Origin of the sequence: Occallatibacter riparius (assembly GCF_025264625.1) — a bacterium.
In the GTDB taxonomy this organism is placed as follows: Bacteria; Acidobacteriota; Terriglobia; order Terriglobales; family Acidobacteriaceae; genus Telmatobacter; species Telmatobacter riparius.
In genome coordinates this window covers 382,956-403,355 of the sequence record NZ_CP093313.1, presented here as the reverse complement: position 1 = coordinate 403,355, position 20,400 = coordinate 382,956, and the positions used below count along the sequence as shown (strand labels likewise).

The 20,400-nt window shown below is 58.4% G+C and carries 12 protein-coding genes and 1 tRNA gene; 9 read left to right on the top strand and 4 right to left on the bottom strand.

Features of this window, described 5'->3' with window-relative positions; translation table 11 throughout:
* Positions 1 to 2: 2 nt before the first annotated feature.
* The 6 genes from MOP44_RS01385 (at position 3) to MOP44_RS01360 (ending at position 6,687) form a co-directional block, all read left to right on the top strand.
* Complete coding sequence (locus MOP44_RS01385) at positions 3 to 2,711, top strand: ABC transporter permease (RefSeq protein WP_260794103.1); 2,709 nt, start codon at positions 3 to 5, stop codon at positions 2,709 to 2,711.
* 274 nt (positions 2,712 to 2,985) lie between these two features.
* Entirely contained in the window at positions 2,986 to 4,167 is a 1,182-nt protein-coding gene (locus MOP44_RS01380) for an acyltransferase family protein (protein ID WP_260794102.1), read from the top strand.
* 284 nt (positions 4,168 to 4,451) lie between these two features.
* Complete coding sequence (locus tag MOP44_RS01375) at positions 4,452 to 5,693, top strand: molybdopterin molybdotransferase MoeA (protein ID WP_260794101.1); 1,242 nt, start codon at positions 4,452 to 4,454, stop codon at positions 5,691 to 5,693.
* Between the two features lie 7 nt (positions 5,694 to 5,700).
* Positions 5,701 to 6,192, top strand: a complete 492-nt coding sequence (gene moaC, locus MOP44_RS01370; RefSeq protein ID WP_260794100.1) for a cyclic pyranopterin monophosphate synthase MoaC — start codon at positions 5,701 to 5,703, stop codon at positions 6,190 to 6,192.
* A gap of 117 nt (positions 6,193 to 6,309) precedes the next feature.
* Positions 6,310 to 6,403: transfer RNA gene (locus MOP44_RS01365), tRNA-Ser, on the top strand.
* Between the two features lie 152 nt (positions 6,404 to 6,555).
* Positions 6,556 to 6,687 (top strand): LuxR C-terminal-related transcriptional regulator, encoded by a 132-nt coding sequence (locus tag MOP44_RS01360; protein WP_260796720.1) that lies wholly within the window; start codon positions 6,556 to 6,558, stop codon positions 6,685 to 6,687.
* A gap of 617 nt (positions 6,688 to 7,304) precedes the next feature.
* Here the strand turns inward: MOP44_RS01360 and MOP44_RS01355 are convergent.
* Both MOP44_RS01355 and MOP44_RS01350 read right to left on the bottom strand, forming a co-directional pair.
* On the bottom strand, positions 7,305 to 7,802 hold the full coding sequence (locus MOP44_RS01355) for a DUF2231 domain-containing protein (protein ID WP_260794099.1): 498 nt from the start codon (positions 7,800 to 7,802) through the stop codon (positions 7,305 to 7,307).
* A gap of 59 nt (positions 7,803 to 7,861) precedes the next feature.
* Positions 7,862 to 8,488, bottom strand: a complete 627-nt coding sequence (locus MOP44_RS01350) for a rubrerythrin family protein (protein WP_260794098.1) — start codon at positions 8,486 to 8,488, stop codon at positions 7,862 to 7,864.
* A gap of 443 nt (positions 8,489 to 8,931) precedes the next feature.
* Here MOP44_RS01350 and MOP44_RS01345 point away from each other — a divergent pair, with 443 nt between their 5' ends.
* Complete coding sequence (locus MOP44_RS01345) at positions 8,932 to 9,903, top strand: universal stress protein (protein ID WP_260794097.1); 972 nt, start codon at positions 8,932 to 8,934, stop codon at positions 9,901 to 9,903.
* Between the two features lie 350 nt (positions 9,904 to 10,253).
* Positions 10,254 to 12,170 carry a heavy metal translocating P-type ATPase gene (locus MOP44_RS01340; protein WP_260794096.1) on the top strand — a complete coding sequence of 639 codons (1,917 nt, stop codon included), beginning with the start codon at positions 10,254 to 10,256 and terminating at the stop codon, positions 12,168 to 12,170.
* Positions 12,171 to 12,176: 6 nt separating this feature from the next.
* Here the strand turns inward: MOP44_RS01340 and MOP44_RS01335 are convergent, their stop codons facing one another.
* Positions 12,177 to 13,616 carry a sigma-54-dependent transcriptional regulator gene (locus MOP44_RS01335; RefSeq protein ID WP_260794095.1) on the bottom strand — a complete coding sequence of 480 codons (1,440 nt, stop codon included), beginning with the start codon at positions 13,614 to 13,616 and terminating at the stop codon, positions 12,177 to 12,179.
* Positions 13,617 to 13,619: 3 nt separating this feature from the next.
* Complete coding sequence (locus MOP44_RS01330; protein ID WP_260794094.1) at positions 13,620 to 14,924, bottom strand: sensor histidine kinase; 1,305 nt, start codon at positions 14,922 to 14,924, stop codon at positions 13,620 to 13,622.
* Positions 14,925 to 16,510: 1,586 nt separating this feature from the next.
* Here MOP44_RS01330 and MOP44_RS01325 point away from each other — a divergent pair.
* Positions 16,511 to 20,287 carry a TonB-dependent receptor gene (locus MOP44_RS01325; RefSeq protein WP_260794093.1) on the top strand — a complete coding sequence of 1,259 codons (3,777 nt, stop codon included), beginning with the start codon at positions 16,511 to 16,513 and terminating at the stop codon, positions 20,285 to 20,287.
* Positions 20,288 to 20,400 lie beyond the last annotated feature (113 nt).

Here is a 20,400-nt window from a genome sequence, read left to right as displayed (position 1 = left end):
GTATGAATGCGCGCTCGGCTGGATTCGTCGTTAGCCTCTATCGGCGTCTGCTGCGATTCTTTCCGCACCGTTTCCGCTGTGCATTCGAGCACGAAATGCTTGAGACTACTGAAGGGGCGGCCGCCTCAATGCGGCGTCAAAGCCTGGCAGGACTCGTGGCCCTTTTCGCTGATCTTGCGGCCCAACTCGCCGTCGCGCACCTGCGAGAAATTGCATGGGACGTTCGCTACGAGCTGCGGCTCCTGATCCGAAAGCCGGCCTTCACCTTCGTTGCGGTCGTCTCGATGAGCCTTGCGATCTGTGCGGGTTCCGCCTTCTTCAGCGAATTGAACGGAACCATCTTGCGCGATGTGCCCGGAGTGGGCCAGGCCGATGACCTGGTCACCTTACAGCAACCCGTCTCGTATCCTGCGTACCGTCGCATCCGCGACCAGACCAATCTGTTCTCTTCCACTGCGGCCTACGTCGCTCCGGTTCCATTCGGAGTAAACTCAAACGGGCACACCGAGAGAATCTGGGGACACATCGTCACGCCAACATATTTCACGACACTGGGAGTCACGGCGGAGTTAGGACGTCTCCTGGATGCACAGGATGAATTAGCGCGTGGAACTCCATCAATCGTTGTCAGCGATCGTTACTGGAAAAGCAATCTCGGCTCTGATCCGGACGTGATCGGCAGGCCGATTCACATCAATGGCAAGCAGTGCACGATCGTAGGCGTAGTGCCCGTCGGATTCCAAGGCGCTTCGCCAATGATGTACGTTGCAGACCTCTGGCTGCCAGTTCCCGGGGGGCTTGCGGTAGCACCGGAATTGTCAGACGACGCATTGGAACGGCCGCAAGTGGCGATGTTCCAATTTATCGGCAGACGAAGACAGGGCGTAAAGCCTTCGCAGATCGAGACCGCTTTGGACGCCATCCAGCGGCAGATACTCCGAGATAGCGGACAACCGGCAGTTGAAAGTGATCGCCTCGTCTCGGTTGCTACCGGCGGCAAGCTGATCCCGACGCGGGAAAAGGACCGCGCCTTATTTACTTTTCTCCCGATGGTGGTCATCTCACTTCTCTCGCTGATCGCTTGCTCGAATGTCGTGAATATGCTTCTTGCGCGCTCTCTCGATCGACGCCGCGAGGTTGCCGTGCAACTGTCATTGGGCGCCAGCCGGGCGCGTCTCATACGCCAACTCATCATCGAAAGTCTGCTGATCGCCTCCGGCGCAGGAACTCTCGGCTTTGCGCTTACATGTTGGCTGATGCACATGCTGTCTCAGCTACGCCTTCCGCATGCCATGCCAATCCGTTTCAACGTAGAGGTGGATTGGCGCGTATTAGTTTTCACAATCGGACTCACGGCCCTCACGGGACTTGCGATCGGCCTCTTGCCGGCAATTCAAGCGACGCGGTCCGAACTCGTGCCTGCGCTGAAAGAGGGCGGCAACCTCCAGATAAGAAGACGGCGGGCGTTTAGTGCCCGAAATTTGCTGGTCGTCTCGCAAATGGCCGCATCCCTCACCCTGCTCTTGGTCATTGGCTACATCGTCTTCGGCATGGAGCGCACAATGCTTCACGCATCCGGATTCGATGCCCGCAACGTTCAGCTCGTTTCCATTGACCCCGTTCGCGATGGGTACAGCGCCGAACAGGCGAAGGAGCTCTATCCCAAGCTGCTGGAGCATGTGAAGGGTTTGCCCGGATTCGTCTCTGCCACATGGACGGAGGCGATTCCGATGCAGCCCAGCGGGAGAGTGACTTTCACCACAGATACGGACGGTTCGAGGCGAGTCGATCAAGCCACGGAGTACATCGTAGGGTCCGGCTATTTTCAGACCATGGGAATCAGCATCGTTCGTGGCCGTGGCCTGACGAGTGATGACGAGAAACCTGGTCGGCACTCGATCGTGGTGAGTGAGGCTCTGGCGCAAAGCCTATCGAGAACCGCCGACCCCATCGGACGACGGCTTACTCTCGTGAGCAAGAGCGGTGCAGCATTCGGATTATTCAACGGCTCGGCCGCTGACTACAGAATGGCATCGCGCGACGAAACTTACGAGGTTGTTGGTGTCGCGGCCGATGTGCTGGATACTCCGATCGAACGCCCTGGCCCCGCCATCTACCTGCCGATGACGCAGGTAGACTTCGCCAGGCCAACGTTTCAGGGCATCACCCTGGCAACTCGCACCACTCCTGGTGTCGATGCTGCAACGATCGTCCGTGCCCAGATCGCGGCGATCGATCCAAAGCTCACAACGTTCAACGTGAAGACGATGCCGGACTGGATCGAGCAGCTCATGTTCATTGTCAAGATCGGGCTATGGAGCTACGGACTGATAGGAGCGTTTGGCTTGGTGCTGGCGAGCGTGGGACTTGGTGGCGTCACGGCCTATTCGGTTTCAAGCCGCATGCACGAAATCGGTATCCGGCTCGCCTTAGGAGCTCGCTCACGAGACATTCTGCGCATGATCATGGCTGAAGGCGCGGCGCTGATCTCAATAGGATCTTGTATGGGCATTGCGTTAGCAGTGCTGGCAATGCACGTGATGGCAGCGAGCATGGACCCGGTGTCGCGAAGCATTCAGCACAGCCAGTCCGACCCGCGAATCGCCGCAGGAGCCCTGGGCATTCTCTTCATGGTCGGCCTGCTGGCCTGCTATCTCCCGGCTCGGCGATCCGGGCGAGTTGACCCAGTCATCCCGTTACGTCAGGAGTAACCGGAAAGTAAGCTCCATCCCCCGCGCGCTCGATCGGAGTTCCAACAGAGAATGTCGATCGGGCCCACCATCATCACACCGACCCGTGAGTCCTGTCACAGCCGCAGACTGCATTCCGGACTACTCTGTTCCTCGGCCAGCGCAATAGGGCTGAGCGCAGAGTTGCGTCCGGACTTCGATCAGCACGCGACTACCATGGGAAGTCCGGTAAAGAGTGAATCACCACCCAGAGCGGCCCGCAAAGGGCAAGCGTCAGAGGGGTACAGGCTACAAAATGGCAAGAAGTAAAGCCAAATTCTCGGTCGATCTGGACGCGATACGCGCACTGGCCGCCGTGACCGTTTTCGTCATGCACGCCAAGGGGCTGTTTATCGGCTCAGTGCTGAAGCATGGCGCGGCGGCTGGAAGGAATCCCTCCGAGTTCACCAGCCCTGCACACGAAGCGGTGATCGTGTTTTTTGTCCTGAGCGGATATTTTGTGGGAGGCGGCGTGCTGCGTAATTGGAAGAATCGCATCTGGACTTGGAGAACATATGCCATCCAGCGGCTCACCCGATTATGGATAGTGCTGCTCCCAGCGCTTCTTGTAACCCTTGCGCTCGATCTGACCGGGTTGCATTTTTTTGGGCTAGACAGCCCGTATGGCCGTCCCCACTGGGAAAGTTTCATCTCCACGGGAATCCTGAGTTCACTCAATGCGTGGACATTCTGCGGCTGTCTTTTCTTCCTGCAAAAGATACTCGTGGAGCCTCTCGGGTCGAACGGTGCGCTTTGGACGCTTTCCTACGAGTTCTGGTTCTATGTCGCTTTCCCGTTGGCTCTAAGTGCGTTAAGTTCCCGGTTCTCCCTGCCTACCCGGATGCTGAATGCGGCTCTACTGATTGGCGCGGGGTTCTTTGTTGGTCACCGGATTTCAGCCTACTTTCTCATCTGGTTGATGGGTGCGGCGCTGCAACTGGCTCCGAAGAAGCTCTCGTCGGAACAGGCGCGACGGTTGACTCAAGTCGGAGTGGCGTTGCTCTTCGTTGTGTCGATGGTCCTGTGGGCAGCGAAGTGGAACCTGTTCGCTTCCGATCTCATTGAAGGCTGCGTCTGCGCAATGCTATGTTACGTAATTCTGCATAAAACCGATCCGGCGAACGAAGGAAGCCTTTACGTGAAAGCAGCCAAGGGCGTGTCAAACATGTCGTACACGCTTTACCTGACGCATCTCCCTATACTGGTGTTCTTTTGCGCCCTGTTCGCTTCGCGGGGCTTTGTTCGGGCACATGACTTGAGAGCATGGATGGTCGTCTCCGCAGTGCTGACGCTAACCTTCGGTATCTGCTATTTGCTTTATCTATGTTTTGAGCGGCGCAGCGATAGAGTGAGGAGCATTATTCTGGCGGCGCATCCATATGACATGATCCGCGACGCGTTCGGCACGGAACCGGAGCCGGGGGTACACTCGAGATAATCTGCCAGCCTTGACTGAAATCTGTTCCAGACAGTGCCCATCACCTATCTCGCATCGCCCCCTGACTACCCGCACCTGCCAAAAATGCCGCTGGCAATAAGCGCCGGGAACCGAAGCCTCAGGGGCGGCGGCAGGATGGTACCCCCGCCCCCGCCGTACCAGAAACGATGTAGCCGTTGAAATTTCAGTCGTACCATGGATTCAAATTATTGGCTATAAACAACTATAAGCATTACCCACCAAGCAGCCCGTCGGCCAAGGCCCGCCCAACTACAATCCAGATCATGGCCTCAGCCGTTCCGAGCTTCCCTGAAGCCGCTCGCGTCGTCTACGACTACGCCTCGAACCTCCTCGCTTGCCACCCCCGCACGGAGCGCCTCGCGCTCGACTCCACCTACGGCTGCATCCTCGCCCAGCCGGTCCGCGCCGACCGTGACATGCCCGCTTTCCAGCGCTCTACCCGCGACGGTTTCGCCGTCCGCGCCGCCGAAGCCTCCGCCCACAAATGGCTCCAAGTCGCCGGTTCCATCCGCGCAGGAGAGCCCCCCGCCGGTCCGCTCCCCACCGCCTCCGCCTGGGAGATCATGACCGGCGCCGCCGTCCCCGAGGGCGCCGACGCCGTCGCCATGCTCGAACACGTCGAGCAGGACGGCAAAAAGGTCCGTCTCATCAAAGGCCGCACGCTCGACCCCGGCGAAAACGTAGTTCCCGCCGCCGCCGAAGCCCACGCCGGCGAGGAACTCATCCCCACCGGAACTCGGCTCGGCCCCTCCCAGATCGCCGCCGCCGCCACCTGCGGCTACGCTCACCTTGAGGTCTTCGTCCGCCCCCGGGTGGCCATCCTCACTACAGGCGACGAGCTCGTCCCCGTCGACACAACTCCCGGCTCCAGCCAGATTCGCAACTCCAACGCTTCCATGCTCGCCGCTCTGGTGGCGCAGAACGGCGGCGAACCCTGGATACTACCCGCTGCAAAAGACAACACCGCCGCCCTCGGGTCCGCTCTCCGCAAAGGCATCGAAGCCGACATGCTCCTCATCTCCGGTGGCGTCTCCGCCGGAAAATTCGACCTCGTCGAGCCGGTCCTCGCCAGCCTCGGTGCCCATTTCCATTTCACTGGAGTCCGCATCCAGCCCGGCAAGCCCTTGGTCTTTGGCGAGATTCCGCGAGCCAAATCACCGCTCGCCTTTTTCGGCCTGCCCGGCAATCCCATCTCCTCCGCCGCGACATTTCTCCTCTTCGGCTCGGCCGTCCTCCGTGCCCTGGCCGGAAACCACCTGCTCGCACCTTTATTCTCCGCCGCTCAGCTCTCCCGCGACGCCAAAGGCAAGCCAAACCTGACCCGCTTCATCCCGGCAGCCTTCAAATCTGATCCGCTCTCCTGCCATCTCCCAGAGGTTGCGCCGGTGCCCTGGCAGGGCTCCGGTGACTTGGCTGCATTCGCACGCGCCAACTGTTTCATCTTCGTACCCGAAGGAATCGACCGCATACCCGCCGGCGACATCGCCCGCATCCTTCCTATATAGAGGACCTATGCCCGACAAGAATCAGCCCAAGCTCTCTCACTACGACGACGCCGGCCAGGCCTCCATGGTCGACGTCAGCGCCAAACTGCCCACCCGCCGCACCGCCACCGCCTCCGCGTTCGTCGAACTCTCCGCTGCAGTTCTCGCCGTACTCCCCCAGAACCCCAAAGGCGACCCCCTCGAAGTCGCCCGTTTCGCTGGCATCCAGGCGGCCAAGCGCACCTCGGAACTCATCCCGATGTGCCACCCACTCCCGCTGACGCATGTCGACGTGCAGGCTCAGATTGAGGGCGAAGGCGTCCGCATCACCGCCACTGCAGCGACCGTAAGCCCCACTGGAGTAGAAATGGAAGCCCTGACCGCAGCCTCGATCGCCGCTCTCACCATCTACGACATGACCAAGGCCCTCGATAAAGGAATCGTGATTCGCCATATCCAGCTCGAAGCGAAAACCGGCGGCAAATCCGGCGACTTTGCCCGTGAAGGCGCCCGAGCATAGTGTGCGCTCGTCTGATCGACCGGCAACACATCTGCACAGCCATTTCTCGGAGCGACAACGAAAACCAAGCTCTTGCGCGACGAACCTCCAACTTCCCGGTATAATCCAAACAGACTTGGAGAGATGGCCGAGTGGCTGAAGGCGGCGGTTTGCTAAACCGTTATACGGGCTAAAACCTGTATCGGGGGTTCGAATCCCCCTCTCTCCGCCATCCCGTCAAAGCAAAATCCGCATAATCAGCTAAATAGATTAGCTTTGAGCCACTTGTCATAAATGGGCCTAAGTCTCCATATTCTCCCGAATACCTCGGATTAGCCTCCTTCACCCCATTTATCGAGCTAATATCTTCGGCCGGCAGAGGAGATCGCCTCGATGTTAGGGATCAGTACGAAGTCAGCCGAATCGCATCGAGCGAAAATCATGGAGAAGCTCAACATTCACGATACCGCTGGTCTGGTCCGCTATGCGGTTCGCGAAGGGGTAATCCAGCCCTAGCTCCGGGTCTCCCCAGGTGGACCGCCAGTTCGAAGCTGCTGAGGGCTCGTCATACGGATTCTGCGGTCAGGCCACTTGTGTTCAGAAGGTATAGATCACCGGAGATTTTAGCCAGCAAACCGCTCGCGATTGCGTAGCTTAGGGCGAGTTTCGCCGTAGAGGATCTCGCCGATGTAGCTCGTGACGGCGTCTCGACTCACCACCATCAGTTCCGTTCGCTAATGCAATGCCTCCGCTGCAATACCCAGAAATATCTAGGCTTCAAAGAGGGGCAGCGCAACTTGTGGACGGCCTGATGAAACCAGCGCAGCCTAACCCTGGGATGTCGCCCATCCCTCGGCGGTGACCCCATGGGTTGCCGACGACAGGCGTTAACCCCAGGGTGAGAATTGTCTATTCATTTCCCAATTACGAGCAGTCGCTAGAAGCAGGCCAGTGCGATCCCCATCGAGCAAAGTGCATTAGCCAAACAACAAAGTGAGCAAGAAGGTTCCGAAATGCAGCCAAGCTAGAGCGACCAGCAGAACAGTGAGAATTAGGTACGAGGTTTTTGCAGGGTTTTTATGTTCGTATCGAGATGCACAGGTCGCTCTTCTGTCAGCGCACAATCAAATCACCTAGTGCGTAATCATCGCGTGAACTCCAAATTGATGAACCAGTCTGCCGCCCTGATGTGCTGTATTTACAAGTGCGAGTGCGCCTGTTAAATACAGCGCGAGGAAAACCATGGGAAGGACTGTTGAGTATATCCTCGCTAACGGCCGGGCCGAAAAATGGGGCAGGACAAACAAGGCCACTAGGAGAAAGCTCAGGCCGGAAAAGAGCATCCGCGTCTGGGATGCAAGCTGTTCGTGGGCCTGAAGCACGGGAGTCATTCCCGGCGTGTGGTCGGCCAATTCGGCCGCCGCTTCTCCGGTCTCAACGGCCAAAAAGAGGCTTCCCGTTCCGGTCAGCAACAATGCCAGCCCCACGATCAGATAAGCTCTTCCTCTCTGTGGTGAAAGCACAGCACTGGTCAGGACAAAGGCGGGACTCAGGAGTAGAAGCACGATCGGGAAATGAATCACCAGAGGATGTAGCGATTCCCAATCCGGCAGATATGGAACCAGCATCATATGCCCTCCAACTGGCAATCCGATGTGTCGCCGAGCAGGGCAACACATCGGGCTCGATTTCAGGCTATCTTCTCGAACTTCTCTTTTGGCGTGAAGCACGAAGGGCACTTTTCAAAATCCGGGACTCGCGCGGTGAAGCCGCAGACCGGGCACACGTAATAGCCTGCCGCTGAAGCGGTCTTGCCGCCGCTAAGCCCCTCGAGCGCTGCCCGGTAAAGTTTGGCGTGCTCCGCTTCGGCCGTCTTCGCCAGGTTCAGGCTTCGGGTAGCCTTCGCGTTCCCATCCGACTTGGCCTGCTTGATGAAGTCCGGGTACATGGTGTCGCGCTCATACGTCTCGCCCTTCACGGCAGATTCAAGATTCTCGCGCGTCGACTTTACTTGCGCATTCTCGATGTCCGCCTTTGGCTGGGCACCCAGTTGCTTAATGACTTCCGCATGATTCGAAGCGTGAATCTGTTCCGCACGCGCTGCCGCACGGAACAAGTTGGCGACATCGCGATATCCTTCCTTGTCGGCCTGCTGTGCGAAGGCGATGTAGCGGGCGTGCGCGTTGCTTTCTCCGTTGAAGGCGGCCTGCATATTCTCGAGAGTAGTGGCAGCGCGAATGCCGGGTGCAAACGCGACAATAGCGGCGATCGCAAGCAGAGCCAGCCACACACGCTGGACGAGGCAATTCGATTTCATAGATCCTCTCCTCAGGGCAGAATTGCAAGTAATTGCGCCCCGACATCCTGTCTCTAGCACTTCGAGGGCCGTGCCCGCGGCAGACAGATGCGATGATCTACGGCAGTTGCGAACGTGCCGATGTCTCGAGATAGCCGACTGTACGAGATCTTTGATCGATTCGTAAAAGAATTTTGACATCCGCGCTAGCGACCAGGTGATTGCCGCCTGGACAGCCGGCCAGCGCGATGGTCCGAAACTTCAGACACTCCGTTACGAACTTCAGACATGCACCCCAACAAACAAGCACACACCTCCCCTAAGTCCAATGAATCCCCGCTTTGTTGTTGGTCACTGAGATGCACTTGCGATTGGTAGCGGCGCGTTGGTGCAGAATCGGAGGGTCTTGCGTGGTCTCGACTGCACCCGCGCGTCGTCGCTGCACGCGACCGAAAGAAGGCTCGATGTCTCGCAAGCTATTTCGCAAGTGGTGTTCTCCGAAAACGACTCTGGTGGTGATGCGTTCATCCGACGATCCTGCCCAGGTGCTCACGGCAATCCGCTATGCTGAGAAATCCGGCGCCCGACTGCTCCTTGCCAAACTGAGCCCAGGGAGCACTCTGACGGACGATTCGCGGAGTGCGGACGGCTCCTGTTCACCCTGGGTGCCCGGGCGCGTAAGCATTCAGTCGGATGATGGACGCAAGACTCTCTTAGCGGAGTTCCTGGCCCGAGCCTTCCTCCTCACCGACGTTACACCGCAACATCTACCCGCTGTGGTACGGACGTTCGACATAGATCGCGTCATGGTTACCCAGAGCCGCGGTAATCAACAAGTTGCACAGTTTGGACTGGAAGAATCTCTCGTCTCAGCCCTGAGCGTGCCAGTCTGTGTCATCGGCAGATCTGTTTCTCTGAGCCTGTCTCCAGCACCTCCGATCCGCCGTGTGCTGCTTCCCGTTACACACTCCCCGGACCTTGAACTCACCTTCAACTTTGCGTTGGAAGTGGCCAGAGCGCAGCATGCCGCCTTATCAGTTCTGCATGTGTTCGACGGCGCAGAGTCTACACTGGCGGCAGAGCAAAGAAGCCCGTTGACGGTCAGGTCATGGCTTCCTGTTTCAGCTGCGCGAAGCACTTCACTGACTGGTCCAATCGAGATATCAATTCGACGCGGCAATGCAGCGTCTGAAATCCTGGACTTCAATGCGCGCAAGCCGCATGATCTTTTGGTGCTCCGCTCTTTACCTGGGCGTCATCATGGGTCGTTTCCGCGTTCAAGCATCGTGAGACGGCTCTATTCTGAGATGCCATGTCCTGTTCTCGTTCTTGGCAATTCAATCGAACAGCCCCGCGACCAAGCTTCGTGCGCCGCTCCGGACATTCATCACCGCAGAACTCGGTTGCGTGCCGAGCCGCTTGGCATGGAGGGTTGAGATGCGTTGCGCGAATCCAGAATGCGGCAGAATTGCAGATCACTTCTTCGACGGAACGCTTCGGCTGATTGAACTGGACCTGCCGCCAGGAGGCCGCACCACCGGCGACGAGAGCGGGTTTCCGGTCTGCATTGTGCCCAGCCGCTACTTCTGGCTTTGTCCGGAGTGCTCGAAGTCCTTGGAGATTCATAGGTGGACTCCGAAGGGGATCATCGTCAAGCCGTTCGCCAAGACTTCAACACGCGCGACCGGACAAGCCTCGTCAGCCAGTAACTCGGTAAGATCGCGAACCCAACGGCTCCGGGGCGCTCGCCCGGCGAAGCTCGCGTCATAGATCGGGGGAAGGATGTATGCCAGGATCGACACAAAACACGGCATGGTCCTCCGGAGCATCGGGGCACGCAGTGGTTGCGCTATGGATACTCTCCGGGATGGCAGTGAGCGGGACTCTGCACATGCTGGCTTATGTGAAGGCAGCAGAACTCGTCCTTTTGATCGCGACGCTGGTTGCGTTCGTTCCGCTCCTGCTAGACCTGGCGCGCCAGCTATTCCGTCTCAACTTCAGCGTAGATGTTCTCGCTGCTCTGTCTATCGGCAGCGCTCTGCTGTTCCGCCAATACTGGGTTGCAGGCGTTGTCATCCTGATGTTGTCCGGAGGCAAGACGCTGGAAGACTACGCAACCGGGCGCGCCTCTTCGATGCTGACTGCCCTCGCCAAGCGGATGCCTCAGATTGCACATCAGATCATGCCTGACGGAACGCAGAAGGATGTTGCGCTCGAGGAGATTGCGGTAGGTGACCTTCTGGCGATTCATCCACACGAACTCTGCCCCGTCGATGGTGCTGTCATCGGAGGCAATAGCCAGATGGACGAATCCTACCTGACAGGGGAGCCGTTCTTCGTGGCCAAGGCGCCCGGCGCTACTGTGCTGTCCGGTGCTATCAACGGAAGCGCGTGTCTTACGATTCAGGCTACGCATATTCCTGCCGACTCACGGTATGCACGGATCGTTCGCATCCTGAAGGAGTCCGAACTGAACCGCCCCAGGATGCGACGCATCGCAGACCGCCTGGCAGGCTGGTATACGCCGGCCGCGATTGGAATCGCATCGCTGAGTTGGTTTGCCAGCGGAGACTCGGAGCGTTTCCTCGCTGTCCTGGTCATCGCCACTCCCTGCCCGCTCATATTGGCGATACCCGTTGCGATTATTGGCGCAATCTCGGTCGCTGCAAAACGCGGCATCATCATTAAGGACCCCCTGGTGCTTGAGAAAATCGTTGCCTGCGAGACCCTGATCGCAGACAAGACCGGCACCCTCACATACGGAAGGCCCGAGCTCCAGGAGATCGTCAGCCTCGGTCCGTACTCCACAAGGGGAATCCTGTGGTTCTCTGCCTCACTTGAACGGTATTCGAAGCATCCTCTCAGCAGCGCGATCCTCACAGCTGCCCGCGCCGAGCAGATGGAACTCTCGCCGACTTCAGACGTCTTCGAAATTCCAGGACACGGAATCAGCGCGCACATTGACGGTCGTATGGTAATCATGACTGGCCGCAATCAACTCCCAGCTCGCTTGCAGCGCCGTCTACCAGAGGTCATGCCCGGACTTGAGTCAATCATTCTCATCGACGGAGAACTCGCCGGCCTGCTCCGCTTCCGGGATGAACCTCGTCCAGAAAGCCGTCCCTTTCTGGGGCACGTTCGTTCTCGCCATGGAATCACCAAAGTTGTGCTACTGTCCGGCGACCGGCCCGCCGCGGTGGAAGCCTTCGCCTCCACCATGGGGATTCCCGACACATTCGGCGGGAAGTCTCCTGAGGAGAAGCTCTCCATCGTCCGAGAGCTCACCGTCGCTCACCCCACCCTCTATATCGGTGATGGCATCAATGATGCTCCCGCTATGATGAGCGCCACTGTCGGTATCGCGATGGGCGTAAACAGCGACATCACGTCAGAGGCGGCTGGCGCAGTGATTCTTCAATCATCGCTCGCAAGTGTGGATGAACTCATTCACATATCTATGAAGATGCGGCGCATCGCACTGACAAGTGCAATCGGAGGAATGGCCCTCAGTACCATTGGAATCGCCTTCAGTGCTCTCGGCTATCTCAAGCCAATCGAGGGAGCAATATTGCAGGAGGGTATCGATCTCCTGTCGATTCTGTATGCTCTGCGCGTTGTCGCCCCAGGCGAGCCGGTCGGAGATTTTCGGAGCTCCCAAGCCGGCCGGACCCAATTGCCAGAGGAACGAACAGCCGCCGCGTAGGAAGCGCTACTCCGTGCGATGCTCCAATTCCCCGCCGGCCGATATGGTCGTGCGAGAGGAGCCGGCCAGCGAATGTTTACCGAGTTTGTATCCGATATCGCTGCGTGAAAGCTCCAATTGCCGCGCCGCTTCAGCCTGAATCCCATTCGAGATGCGCAGAGCACGCTGGATGAGTGCCCGTTCGAGTTCTGCGAGTGTATCTCGAAGGTTCAGCTGCTTTGGAAGACGCTCCGCCAGATCCTCGATGGACAACTCTGCCGACGCTCCACGCAGCGATGCCGAAGCACTCTGCAGCGGAAAGTCTTCCGCCCCTAGCTCAGGCCCCTGAGCCAGAATCATGGCGCGTTCGAGCAGGTTCTTGAGCTCCCGAATGTTCCCCGGGAATTGGTATGCCTTAAGTTTCGCCATTGCCGCCGGGCTTAATACACGCGGGGCCGTATTCATTTCCGCGGCGATGCGCGCACATAACATTTTGCAGAGTTCTTCAATATCTTCAACTCTTTCGCGCAGCGCCGGCAGATGAATCGGTACCACTGCCAACCGGTAATATAGGTCTTCCCGGAACAGTTCGCTTTGCACTCTCTCCTGAAGGCTCCTGTGCGTTGCCGCAAGCACCCGCACGTCCACTTGGCGTGTGGTCGTTGAACCGACGCGCTGCAGCTCTCCGTAAGCCAATACGCGCAGGAGCTTCCCTTGGGCGGCGGCGGACATCTCCGCAACCTCGTCAAGAAACAGCGTGCCCTCGTGCGCTGCCTCGAAAAGTCCCGCCCGCGCCTTATCGGCGCCCGTAAACGCACCCCGTTCATAGCCAAACAGCTCACTCTCCAGCAGAGTCTCCGTCATGGCGGCGCAGTTGATGGCGATAAAGGGTCGCTCTGATCGCTGGCTGTTTTTGTGAATGGCGCGTGCCACTAGCTCTTTTCCGGTTCCGGTCTCGCCCGTAATCAGCACCGTGCAATTCGTGCCTGCAACCCGCGCGATAAGTTCGCGAACCGTCTGGATCTCTCGGCATTCGCCCACCAGTTCATCGGCTCCCACCAGTTGGCGCACTTGGCTCTTGAGAACGGCGTTCTCTCTCAGAAGAGCCGAATGCTTACATGCGCGGCGAACCGCGGCCCGCACCACGTCCGGCACAAACGGCTTGGTCAGAAAATCAAACGCGCCCTCGCGCATGCTTTCAACCGCCAGTTCCACCGTTCCAACGGCCGTGAGAAAGACCACCGATGTCGTCGGATCGTCTTCGTGAACTGCCCGCATCACATCCAGCCCGCTGCCGTCAGGCATCTTCTGGTCGGTCAACACTACGTCGAAATCGTGAGCGGCCAGCACTCGCAGAGCTTCTGACGCTCCGCCCGCTTCAACAATGACATGCCCGTCCCGGTGCAGATTGACTGCGAGAATCCGCCGCATCCCGGCTTCATCGTCGACAATCAGGATCTTCGCCATGTGTCACATCTCCTCATCGTTACTGGCAGGTGCGGTCGCTACGGTCATGGTGAATGCTACTGCACCATCTTCGTTCTTGCTTACCAAAATGTCTCCGCCGTGCGATCTGGCTATGGCTCTTGCAATTGCGAGTCCAAGCCCTGTTCCACTGCGCTTTGTCGTGAAGAAGGGTTCGAAGATATGTTGAAGGTCATCCTCCGGGATCTTCTCCCCCGTGTTTTCAATTTCGAAATGAACGTAGCCATCCTTGATCTGGGACCGGATATGGATCGTTCCCTCCTGTTTCGTTGCTGCAATCGCGTTGATTGCCAGGTTGACCAGAGCGCCTTCCACCTGAAAGGGGTCAACCGCGACAATTCCGTCATGCGATGGGCCGTACTTGACCCGAATACCCGACTCATTCGCCCGGAGTCGCGCTATGTTTGCCACGTGATCCAGAACATCCGAGATCCGCACGTCGGTCCGCTGTGGCACCCTGGGCTTCGCATAAGCGAGGAAGTCAGAAGTCAGATTCTCCAGCCGTTTGGCCTCCCTCGCGGCGATTGCGAACATCTCCTCGCGCTCATCCGGATTCGCATTGGGATATCCGGCCGTTTCCAGGGAACTCGCGATCATTGCCACAGGATTCCGAATCTCATGCGCAATTCCACTCGCCAAGCTCCCCACCGCCGCAAGCTTCTCTTCGCGAGCGAGCCGTTCTCGAGTAGCCTCCAGTTCGGCCATGTTCTCGAACAGCCTGGTTTCCTTATCGCCGAGCTGGTGAACGAGGTACCAGACAAGCAACCCCATCACTGCGTAGATCACGGAGATCATCCCGGACTCCAGGAATTGCGTCGCCCGTGGCGGAGGGTGCAGCGCATAGAAATGGTTAGCCCACCCGAACATCAGTCCTATCGCCGCCGCAACCGTGACGATTGTCTCCAGCAAACTGCAGTGATAGGCACACTGCAAGATTGAGATCGCAAGGAGAACAAAATAGGGGGTCTCATCGCGGCCCGTGTAGACGGCCAGCAGCCAAGTCAACAGGAAGAGGCCCACCATCGAAATAGCTGTTTCAATCCGCACCGTCCTAATGCTGATCCCGTCCCGCTGACGCCAAAGCCAGTACCACTCAAGAAGTTTCCCTAGGAAACTGAAGACAAGCAGCAGAATGACCGTTTGCGAAGGTTCGCCCAGCAGAGATGCAAACCAGGTATGCAGCACCAGAAGCGATGCGAGCACCAACAGCGTGAGAACGCAGAAAGCAGTCTCTTGGCGTCGGAACGCCAGTCTTTCAATACGGTCGAGAGATGGCGCGCTCTGAATCATGGCTCAGCAGGGCCGGAACATTGGTCAATGAAGCTTGCTACAGCACTCCTTTTGCCGAACTTAAACCGGCAGCTTCGGCGCCGCAGTGCGGGAAATCACATCGCCGGAGCGTCTTGTAATTCAGACATCTGTCCGAAAATCCAAACATCAAATCTGACCGTCGCCTTGGATGTCAGCCCTCCACGCCGGAACATACCCTGCCCAATAGTTCTGCTGCCTTGGTTGCGGGCGCGCAAGCTCTTCCATCCCTGTTCTTAAGACAAGTTGACTACAGCATAGCCACGCCAAGCTGTGTCTGCCCATCTTTTCCTAAGTTTGGCAGGTCAGTTGCAATCTCAATTGCAGTTGCAGAACGTGGACCTCGGGCAGCCCTCTTCTCTGCTTCGATACCTGGCGTACACGTCGGGCGACTCAACTGGACGTTGTTTCAGGAGACCCGCCCAAGTTGCTCCTGGAACGAGGTCTCTCGCGGACTCGCTGTGGCGCCGAGCCCGAGATGCTTAGATTACATGGGCCCATACTCTAGGTGGGCTCCTCCGGTCCGCTCCAGGTGCGCGCCGCTGCATACACGCGCCTGGCCGGAGGGGGCCGCCAGCATAAGAATGGGAGAGCCTTCTGCTGGCGGCCTCCGGAACCAGCTGCAAAGCAAGACCTCACTGACGTCTCCCTCTTCGACGGCTCAAAAATCGCGTTTGCACAGAACCGTGATTCGGCGAGTCGCGGGAAGTCCTTCGATTCATATATGAAGGCTATCGGAAGCGAGACGCTTCCCCGCCTGACGCAGCATCCTTCGGAGTGGATCGAGCCGTGTGATCTCCCGATAGCACGCAAATCGTGATCTTCCCACAAACGCCGGGCATTCTTCGTGATCTCAATTGGCGTGTTCAGATCGGATGCGTTTGACCCTGGTTCAGGCATACAAGGTTAGGTGTGCCGCGAAGAAATATTGAGCCGAACGACGGAGACCGAATCGGGAAAGCTGGACGTGGATTTCTTCATCAAGGTGCTTCCGATTGTGGGTATTCCGCTGCTTACGCTGATAGCGTGTCAGCTCCCGGAGATAGGCCGATCCTTGTTTTTATGGCTTGAGCCAGGACTGTCTTTCAAGCGCTGACCAGAGGGTGGCGCGCAGTCCGGCGGCCCGCGGTGACGCGGCGCAATCCGCGGCTCTCGAACTGTTCAGTCCTGGGACTCAAATCTAGTCGAAGATGATCAATTCAGGAACCCGGTTGTCGTTCACGGCACCGCGAATCCTCTACTTGCATCCGAGGTAGGGTTCCGTCGTTTGGACGGACACGTGGCGAGCAAGAATTGGATGATCGGCTCGAGTTCTCCGCCGCAGGCGTGGCAATCCGGAACCACGTCGGTAGATCACGAGGTGGGCGTGAAGGCAGTATCGGAACAGTAAAGGCGGAAGATTAAGGCCACAAGCATCCGATCGAGATCGGGTGAAATGATCTATTCTGCTTTCACGGCTTCTGCTGTACAAAGGAAGCCATTCAGGCCGGAATTCTAATCCGGTGAGCAGTCTCCCCTACCCGGTAGCTACAGACATTGCAAAATAGCCACTTCTTCAGGAGGTCCAGATGCGGCGTGCGCGCATTGCATGCTTTGTGCTCGTTTCCATGATTGGCTGCTGTGTTCAGGTGTTTGGGCAAGCCACAACATCGCTGCGGGGCCATGTGACCGATCCGAGCGGGGCTGCGGTGACCGGGGCCCACTGCGAACTGACCCTAACCGCAACCGGAGCGACCCGGCAGAGCACGACGGACAGTACGGGCGAGTATCAGTTCTCGCAGCTTCCTCCAGGAGAGTATGCGCTCAAGGTGACGGGCGCCGGGTTCTCGGTGGCCGAAAAGCGCGGAATGAATCTGCTGGTCGGTCAGCCGGCAACGGAAGATGTAGTGCTGACCCTCGGATCCGTGACGGAAGACGTAAAGGTTGAAATGAACGTCCAGCCGATGCTGAACACGACTGACGCCACGCTGGGCAATGCCTTCTCGCAAGAACATATCGAATCGCTGCCCATTGAAGGAAGGAATGTTCCTGACCTGTTGAGCCTGCAACCGGGAGTGACATTTCTGGGTCGCACGGATTCGAACAACGGAACCAATTCAGTGGGGAACAGCGCGGGGGATTCGCGAAGCGGCGCGGTGAACGGCGGGCACAGCGATCAGTCGAACATCACGCTGGACGGAGTGGACGTGAACGACATCAACAATGGATACGCGTTCACCAGCGTTCTTCGAGTGACACAGGATTCCATCTCGGAATTTCGCGTGACGACGAGTAATCCCGATGCTGCGGAGGGACGTTCTTCAGGGGCGCAGGTGGGCCTGATCACACGAAGCGGGACGAACAAGATTCACGGTTCGGCATACGAATACAACCGCAGCAGCCTGCTGGAGGCGAATTCGTTCTTCAACAAGCAGCAACAGATTGCGGCCGGCGAGCCGAACCGGCCGCCCAAGCTTATTCGCAACGTGTTCGGCGGGGCAGTTGGGGGTCCTTTGCTGCGAGACCGGGTGTTCTACTTCATGAACTACGAAGGACGGCGGGATGCCGAGGGGCAGAGCGTGTATGCGGGGACCGTGCCGATGGCGAGCCTTCGGGCAGGAAATATCCAGTATGAGAACGCATCGGGCACGGTGACGACGCTAACGCCTGCCGATATCAAGCGCATGGACCCGCAGGGGATCGGGGTAAACGAGAACGTGTTGAATGTGTTCTCGCACTATCCGATGCCGAATGATGCGACGCAGGGCGATGGACTGAACACGCAAGGTTACCGCTTCCCTTACAACATCCATCGCACGTACAACACGTACATTGGGCGGCTGGACTGGAACGTGACGGGCAAGCAGAGCGTTTTCTTTCGGGGCAATCTTCAGAATGACGATGAGCCTACGACGCCGGCATTTCCCGACCAGCCGCCGTCAACACGCGTGCTGACCAATAACAAAGGATTCGCGGCAGGTTATTCAGCGGTCATCACATCCAACCTGGTGAATGAGCTACGGTATGGTTTCACGCGACAGGGGGTGGAGGCCGCTGGACTTTCAACCCAGCCGCACGTGAACTTCTCCGGCATTGCTTCGCCGCAGGCATTCACGTACAGCACGGGGGTGATCATCCCGCTGCATAACGTGGTGGATGACCTGTCGTGGACCAAGCACGACCACAGCTTCCAAGTGGGCGTGAACCTGCGGCTAATCGATGACCAGCGAGCCAGCAACGCCAACTCGTTTCCCTCGGGACAGATGAATGCGGGATGGCTTGCGAATGGATCGACGGTGGCGGGCAATGGCGGACCGTTCGACCCGGCAGCTTACGGCTATCCGGCAGTATCAAAGACCTTCAAGAACCGCTATAACTCAGCGCTGCTCAGCGACGTGGGAATCATCACCGAAGGCGATGCCGTCTACAACTACACCAAGACGGGAGCCGCGCTCGCGCTGGGGACTCCCTTGAAGCGAGATTACCGCTGGAACGAGTACGAGTTCTATGCGCAGGATTCGTGGAAGGCGCTGAGGAACCTGACCATCACATACGGGCTACGCTACTCGCTGCTGCAGCCGCCGGTGGAAACGAGTGGTACGCAGGTGGGGATCTGCAAGGTATCGGGAGGTACCTGCTCGCCGTTCTCGCTCACCGACTATTACGAACAGAGCGCCAACCAGGCAGCGCAGGGCGGGGCGGCAAACGCCGTGGGCCAGGTGGGGTTCGATCTGAACGGGCGCTCGAACGGGCGGCCCGATTTCTGGAACATGGAAAAGAAGGACCTTGGGCCTCGAGTGGCCGTGGCGTGGTCGCCCAGCCCAACGGATGGTCTCTGGAACAAGCTTCTGGGGGATGGGAAGAGCAGCATCCGCGCGGGATACTCGCTGGTGTTCGATCACTTTGGCGCGGCCACTGTGAACACGTTCGACACGACGGGGTCGTTCGGATTGTCTTCGCAGATCTCCAACGTGCCGGGGTCGGTTGAGGTGGGTACCGCACCGCGCTTCACGGATATCAACACCATTCCTGCCGAAGTGATCCCGGCCGCACCTCCGGGAGGGTTTCCGGCGGTGCCTGATCCCTCTTTGTTCGCGATCAGCTGGGGCATGGATTCAAAGATCAAGACGCCGTATGCCCACCTGATCGACTTCTCCATCCAGCGGCAACTGCACAATGGCTCTTCGCTCGAGATCGCTTACGTAGGGAGGCTCGCACATCACCTGCTGGCGCAGGAAGATGTCGCCATGCCGATCAATCTTTCGGCGGCGGGATCGAACTACTTTGCCGAGGCGGCGAGGCTGTCGAAGCTTGCCCGTGCGGGAACGGATGTGGGCGCGGTGCAGCCGATTCCGTATTGGGAGCAGTTGTTCGGCGGGCTGGGGGGTGTGGATCTGGGCTATGGAGCGGGGCCGGCATCCGCGACGCAGAACGTCTACCAGATCTTCCAGCAAAACATCTATAACGAGACCTACGCGTTGTTCTCGCTGGATCTGCCCGATTCCCAGACGGGCGCTGGAGTCAATCCGAATGGAGCCTATCCGTCGTACCGCTTCTATCACGACCAGTATTCGGCGCTGTATGCGTGGCGCTCGATCGCGTATTCCAACTACCACGCGCTACAGGTGATCTATCGGCAGCAGATCGGCACCGGGATGTTCGCGGACGTGAACTACACGTTGTCGAAGTCGATGGACATCGCTTCGCAGGCGGAACGGCTGAGCAGTTCGGGCTCGAATAACAATGCGCAGATTATCAACACGTGGGCGCCGAACCAGCTTTATGGGGTGTCGGACTACGACGCCACCCACCAGATCAACGGGAACTACGTTTGGGACCTGCCTTTCGGGCGCGGAAGACGTTTCCTTGGGACGGCGAACCGGCTGACGAATGCGCTGCTGGGAGGTTGGCAGACCACAGGCATTGTTCGCTGGACGAGCGGGTTCCCCTTCGCCGTCAACGAGGGAGGCAACTGGCCGACGAACTGGGACATTGAAGGCTGGGCAACACAGATTGCGCGGATTCCCTCGCGGGCGGCGAAGCACGGCCACCTGGCCCAGCGGTTCGCGGACCCGCAGGCAGTATTCGCGAGCTTCGACTACACACTGCCCGGAGGGTCGGGCACACGCAATCCCCTGCGCGGAGATGGCTATTATGACTGGGATGCGGGGCTGAACAAGACGTTCTTACTGGGGGAACGCATGCGCATCCAACTCAGGTGGGAAACTTTCAACGTGACCAACAGCGTCCGGTTTGACTCGCACTCGATCAACTCGACGCTTGATAACGCGACTAATTTCGGCAACGCGACAGTTCTGCTCACGGATCAACGCAAGGCGCAGTTCGCGGCCCGCCTGGAGTTCTAGAAGCACAGTGAAATCAGACGTGACGGGGCCCGGGTTTAGTGCCCGGGCGCCGTGCTGCTTGTGCGGATTAGTGGAAGAGGCGGTAGCTGGCGCCGAAGCTTGAGCCTAATTTC

Bases quoted from the DNA above. Each gene is read 5' to 3' on its own strand.
- MOP44_RS01345 (WP_260794097.1), top strand. From the start codon at position 8,932: ATGTCTCGCAAGCTATTTCGCAAGTGGTGTTCTCCGAAAACGACTCTG.
- MOP44_RS01380 (WP_260794102.1), top strand. From the start codon at position 2,986: ATGGCAAGAAGTAAAGCCAAATTCTCGGTCGATCTGGACGCGATACGC.
- MOP44_RS01335 (WP_260794095.1), bottom strand. From the start codon at position 13,616: ATGGCGAAGATCCTGATTGTCGACGATGAAGCCGGGATGCGGCGGATT.
- MOP44_RS01330 (WP_260794094.1), bottom strand. From the start codon at position 14,924: ATGATTCAGAGCGCGCCATCTCTCGACCGTATTGAAAGACTGGCGTTC.
- MOP44_RS01350 (WP_260794098.1), bottom strand. From the start codon at position 8,488: ATGAAATCGAATTGCCTCGTCCAGCGTGTGTGGCTGGCTCTGCTTGCG.
- MOP44_RS01325 (WP_260794093.1), top strand. From the start codon at position 16,511: ATGCGGCGTGCGCGCATTGCATGCTTTGTGCTCGTTTCCATGATTGGC.
- MOP44_RS01375 (WP_260794101.1), top strand. From the start codon at position 4,452: ATGGCCTCAGCCGTTCCGAGCTTCCCTGAAGCCGCTCGCGTCGTCTAC.
- MOP44_RS01340 (WP_260794096.1), top strand. From the start codon at position 10,254: ATGCCAGGATCGACACAAAACACGGCATGGTCCTCCGGAGCATCGGGG.
- moaC (WP_260794100.1), top strand. From the start codon at position 5,701: ATGCCCGACAAGAATCAGCCCAAGCTCTCTCACTACGACGACGCCGGC.
- MOP44_RS01355 (WP_260794099.1), bottom strand. From the start codon at position 7,802: ATGATGCTGGTTCCATATCTGCCGGATTGGGAATCGCTACATCCTCTG.
- MOP44_RS01385 (WP_260794103.1), top strand. From the start codon at position 3: ATGAATGCGCGCTCGGCTGGATTCGTCGTTAGCCTCTATCGGCGTCTG.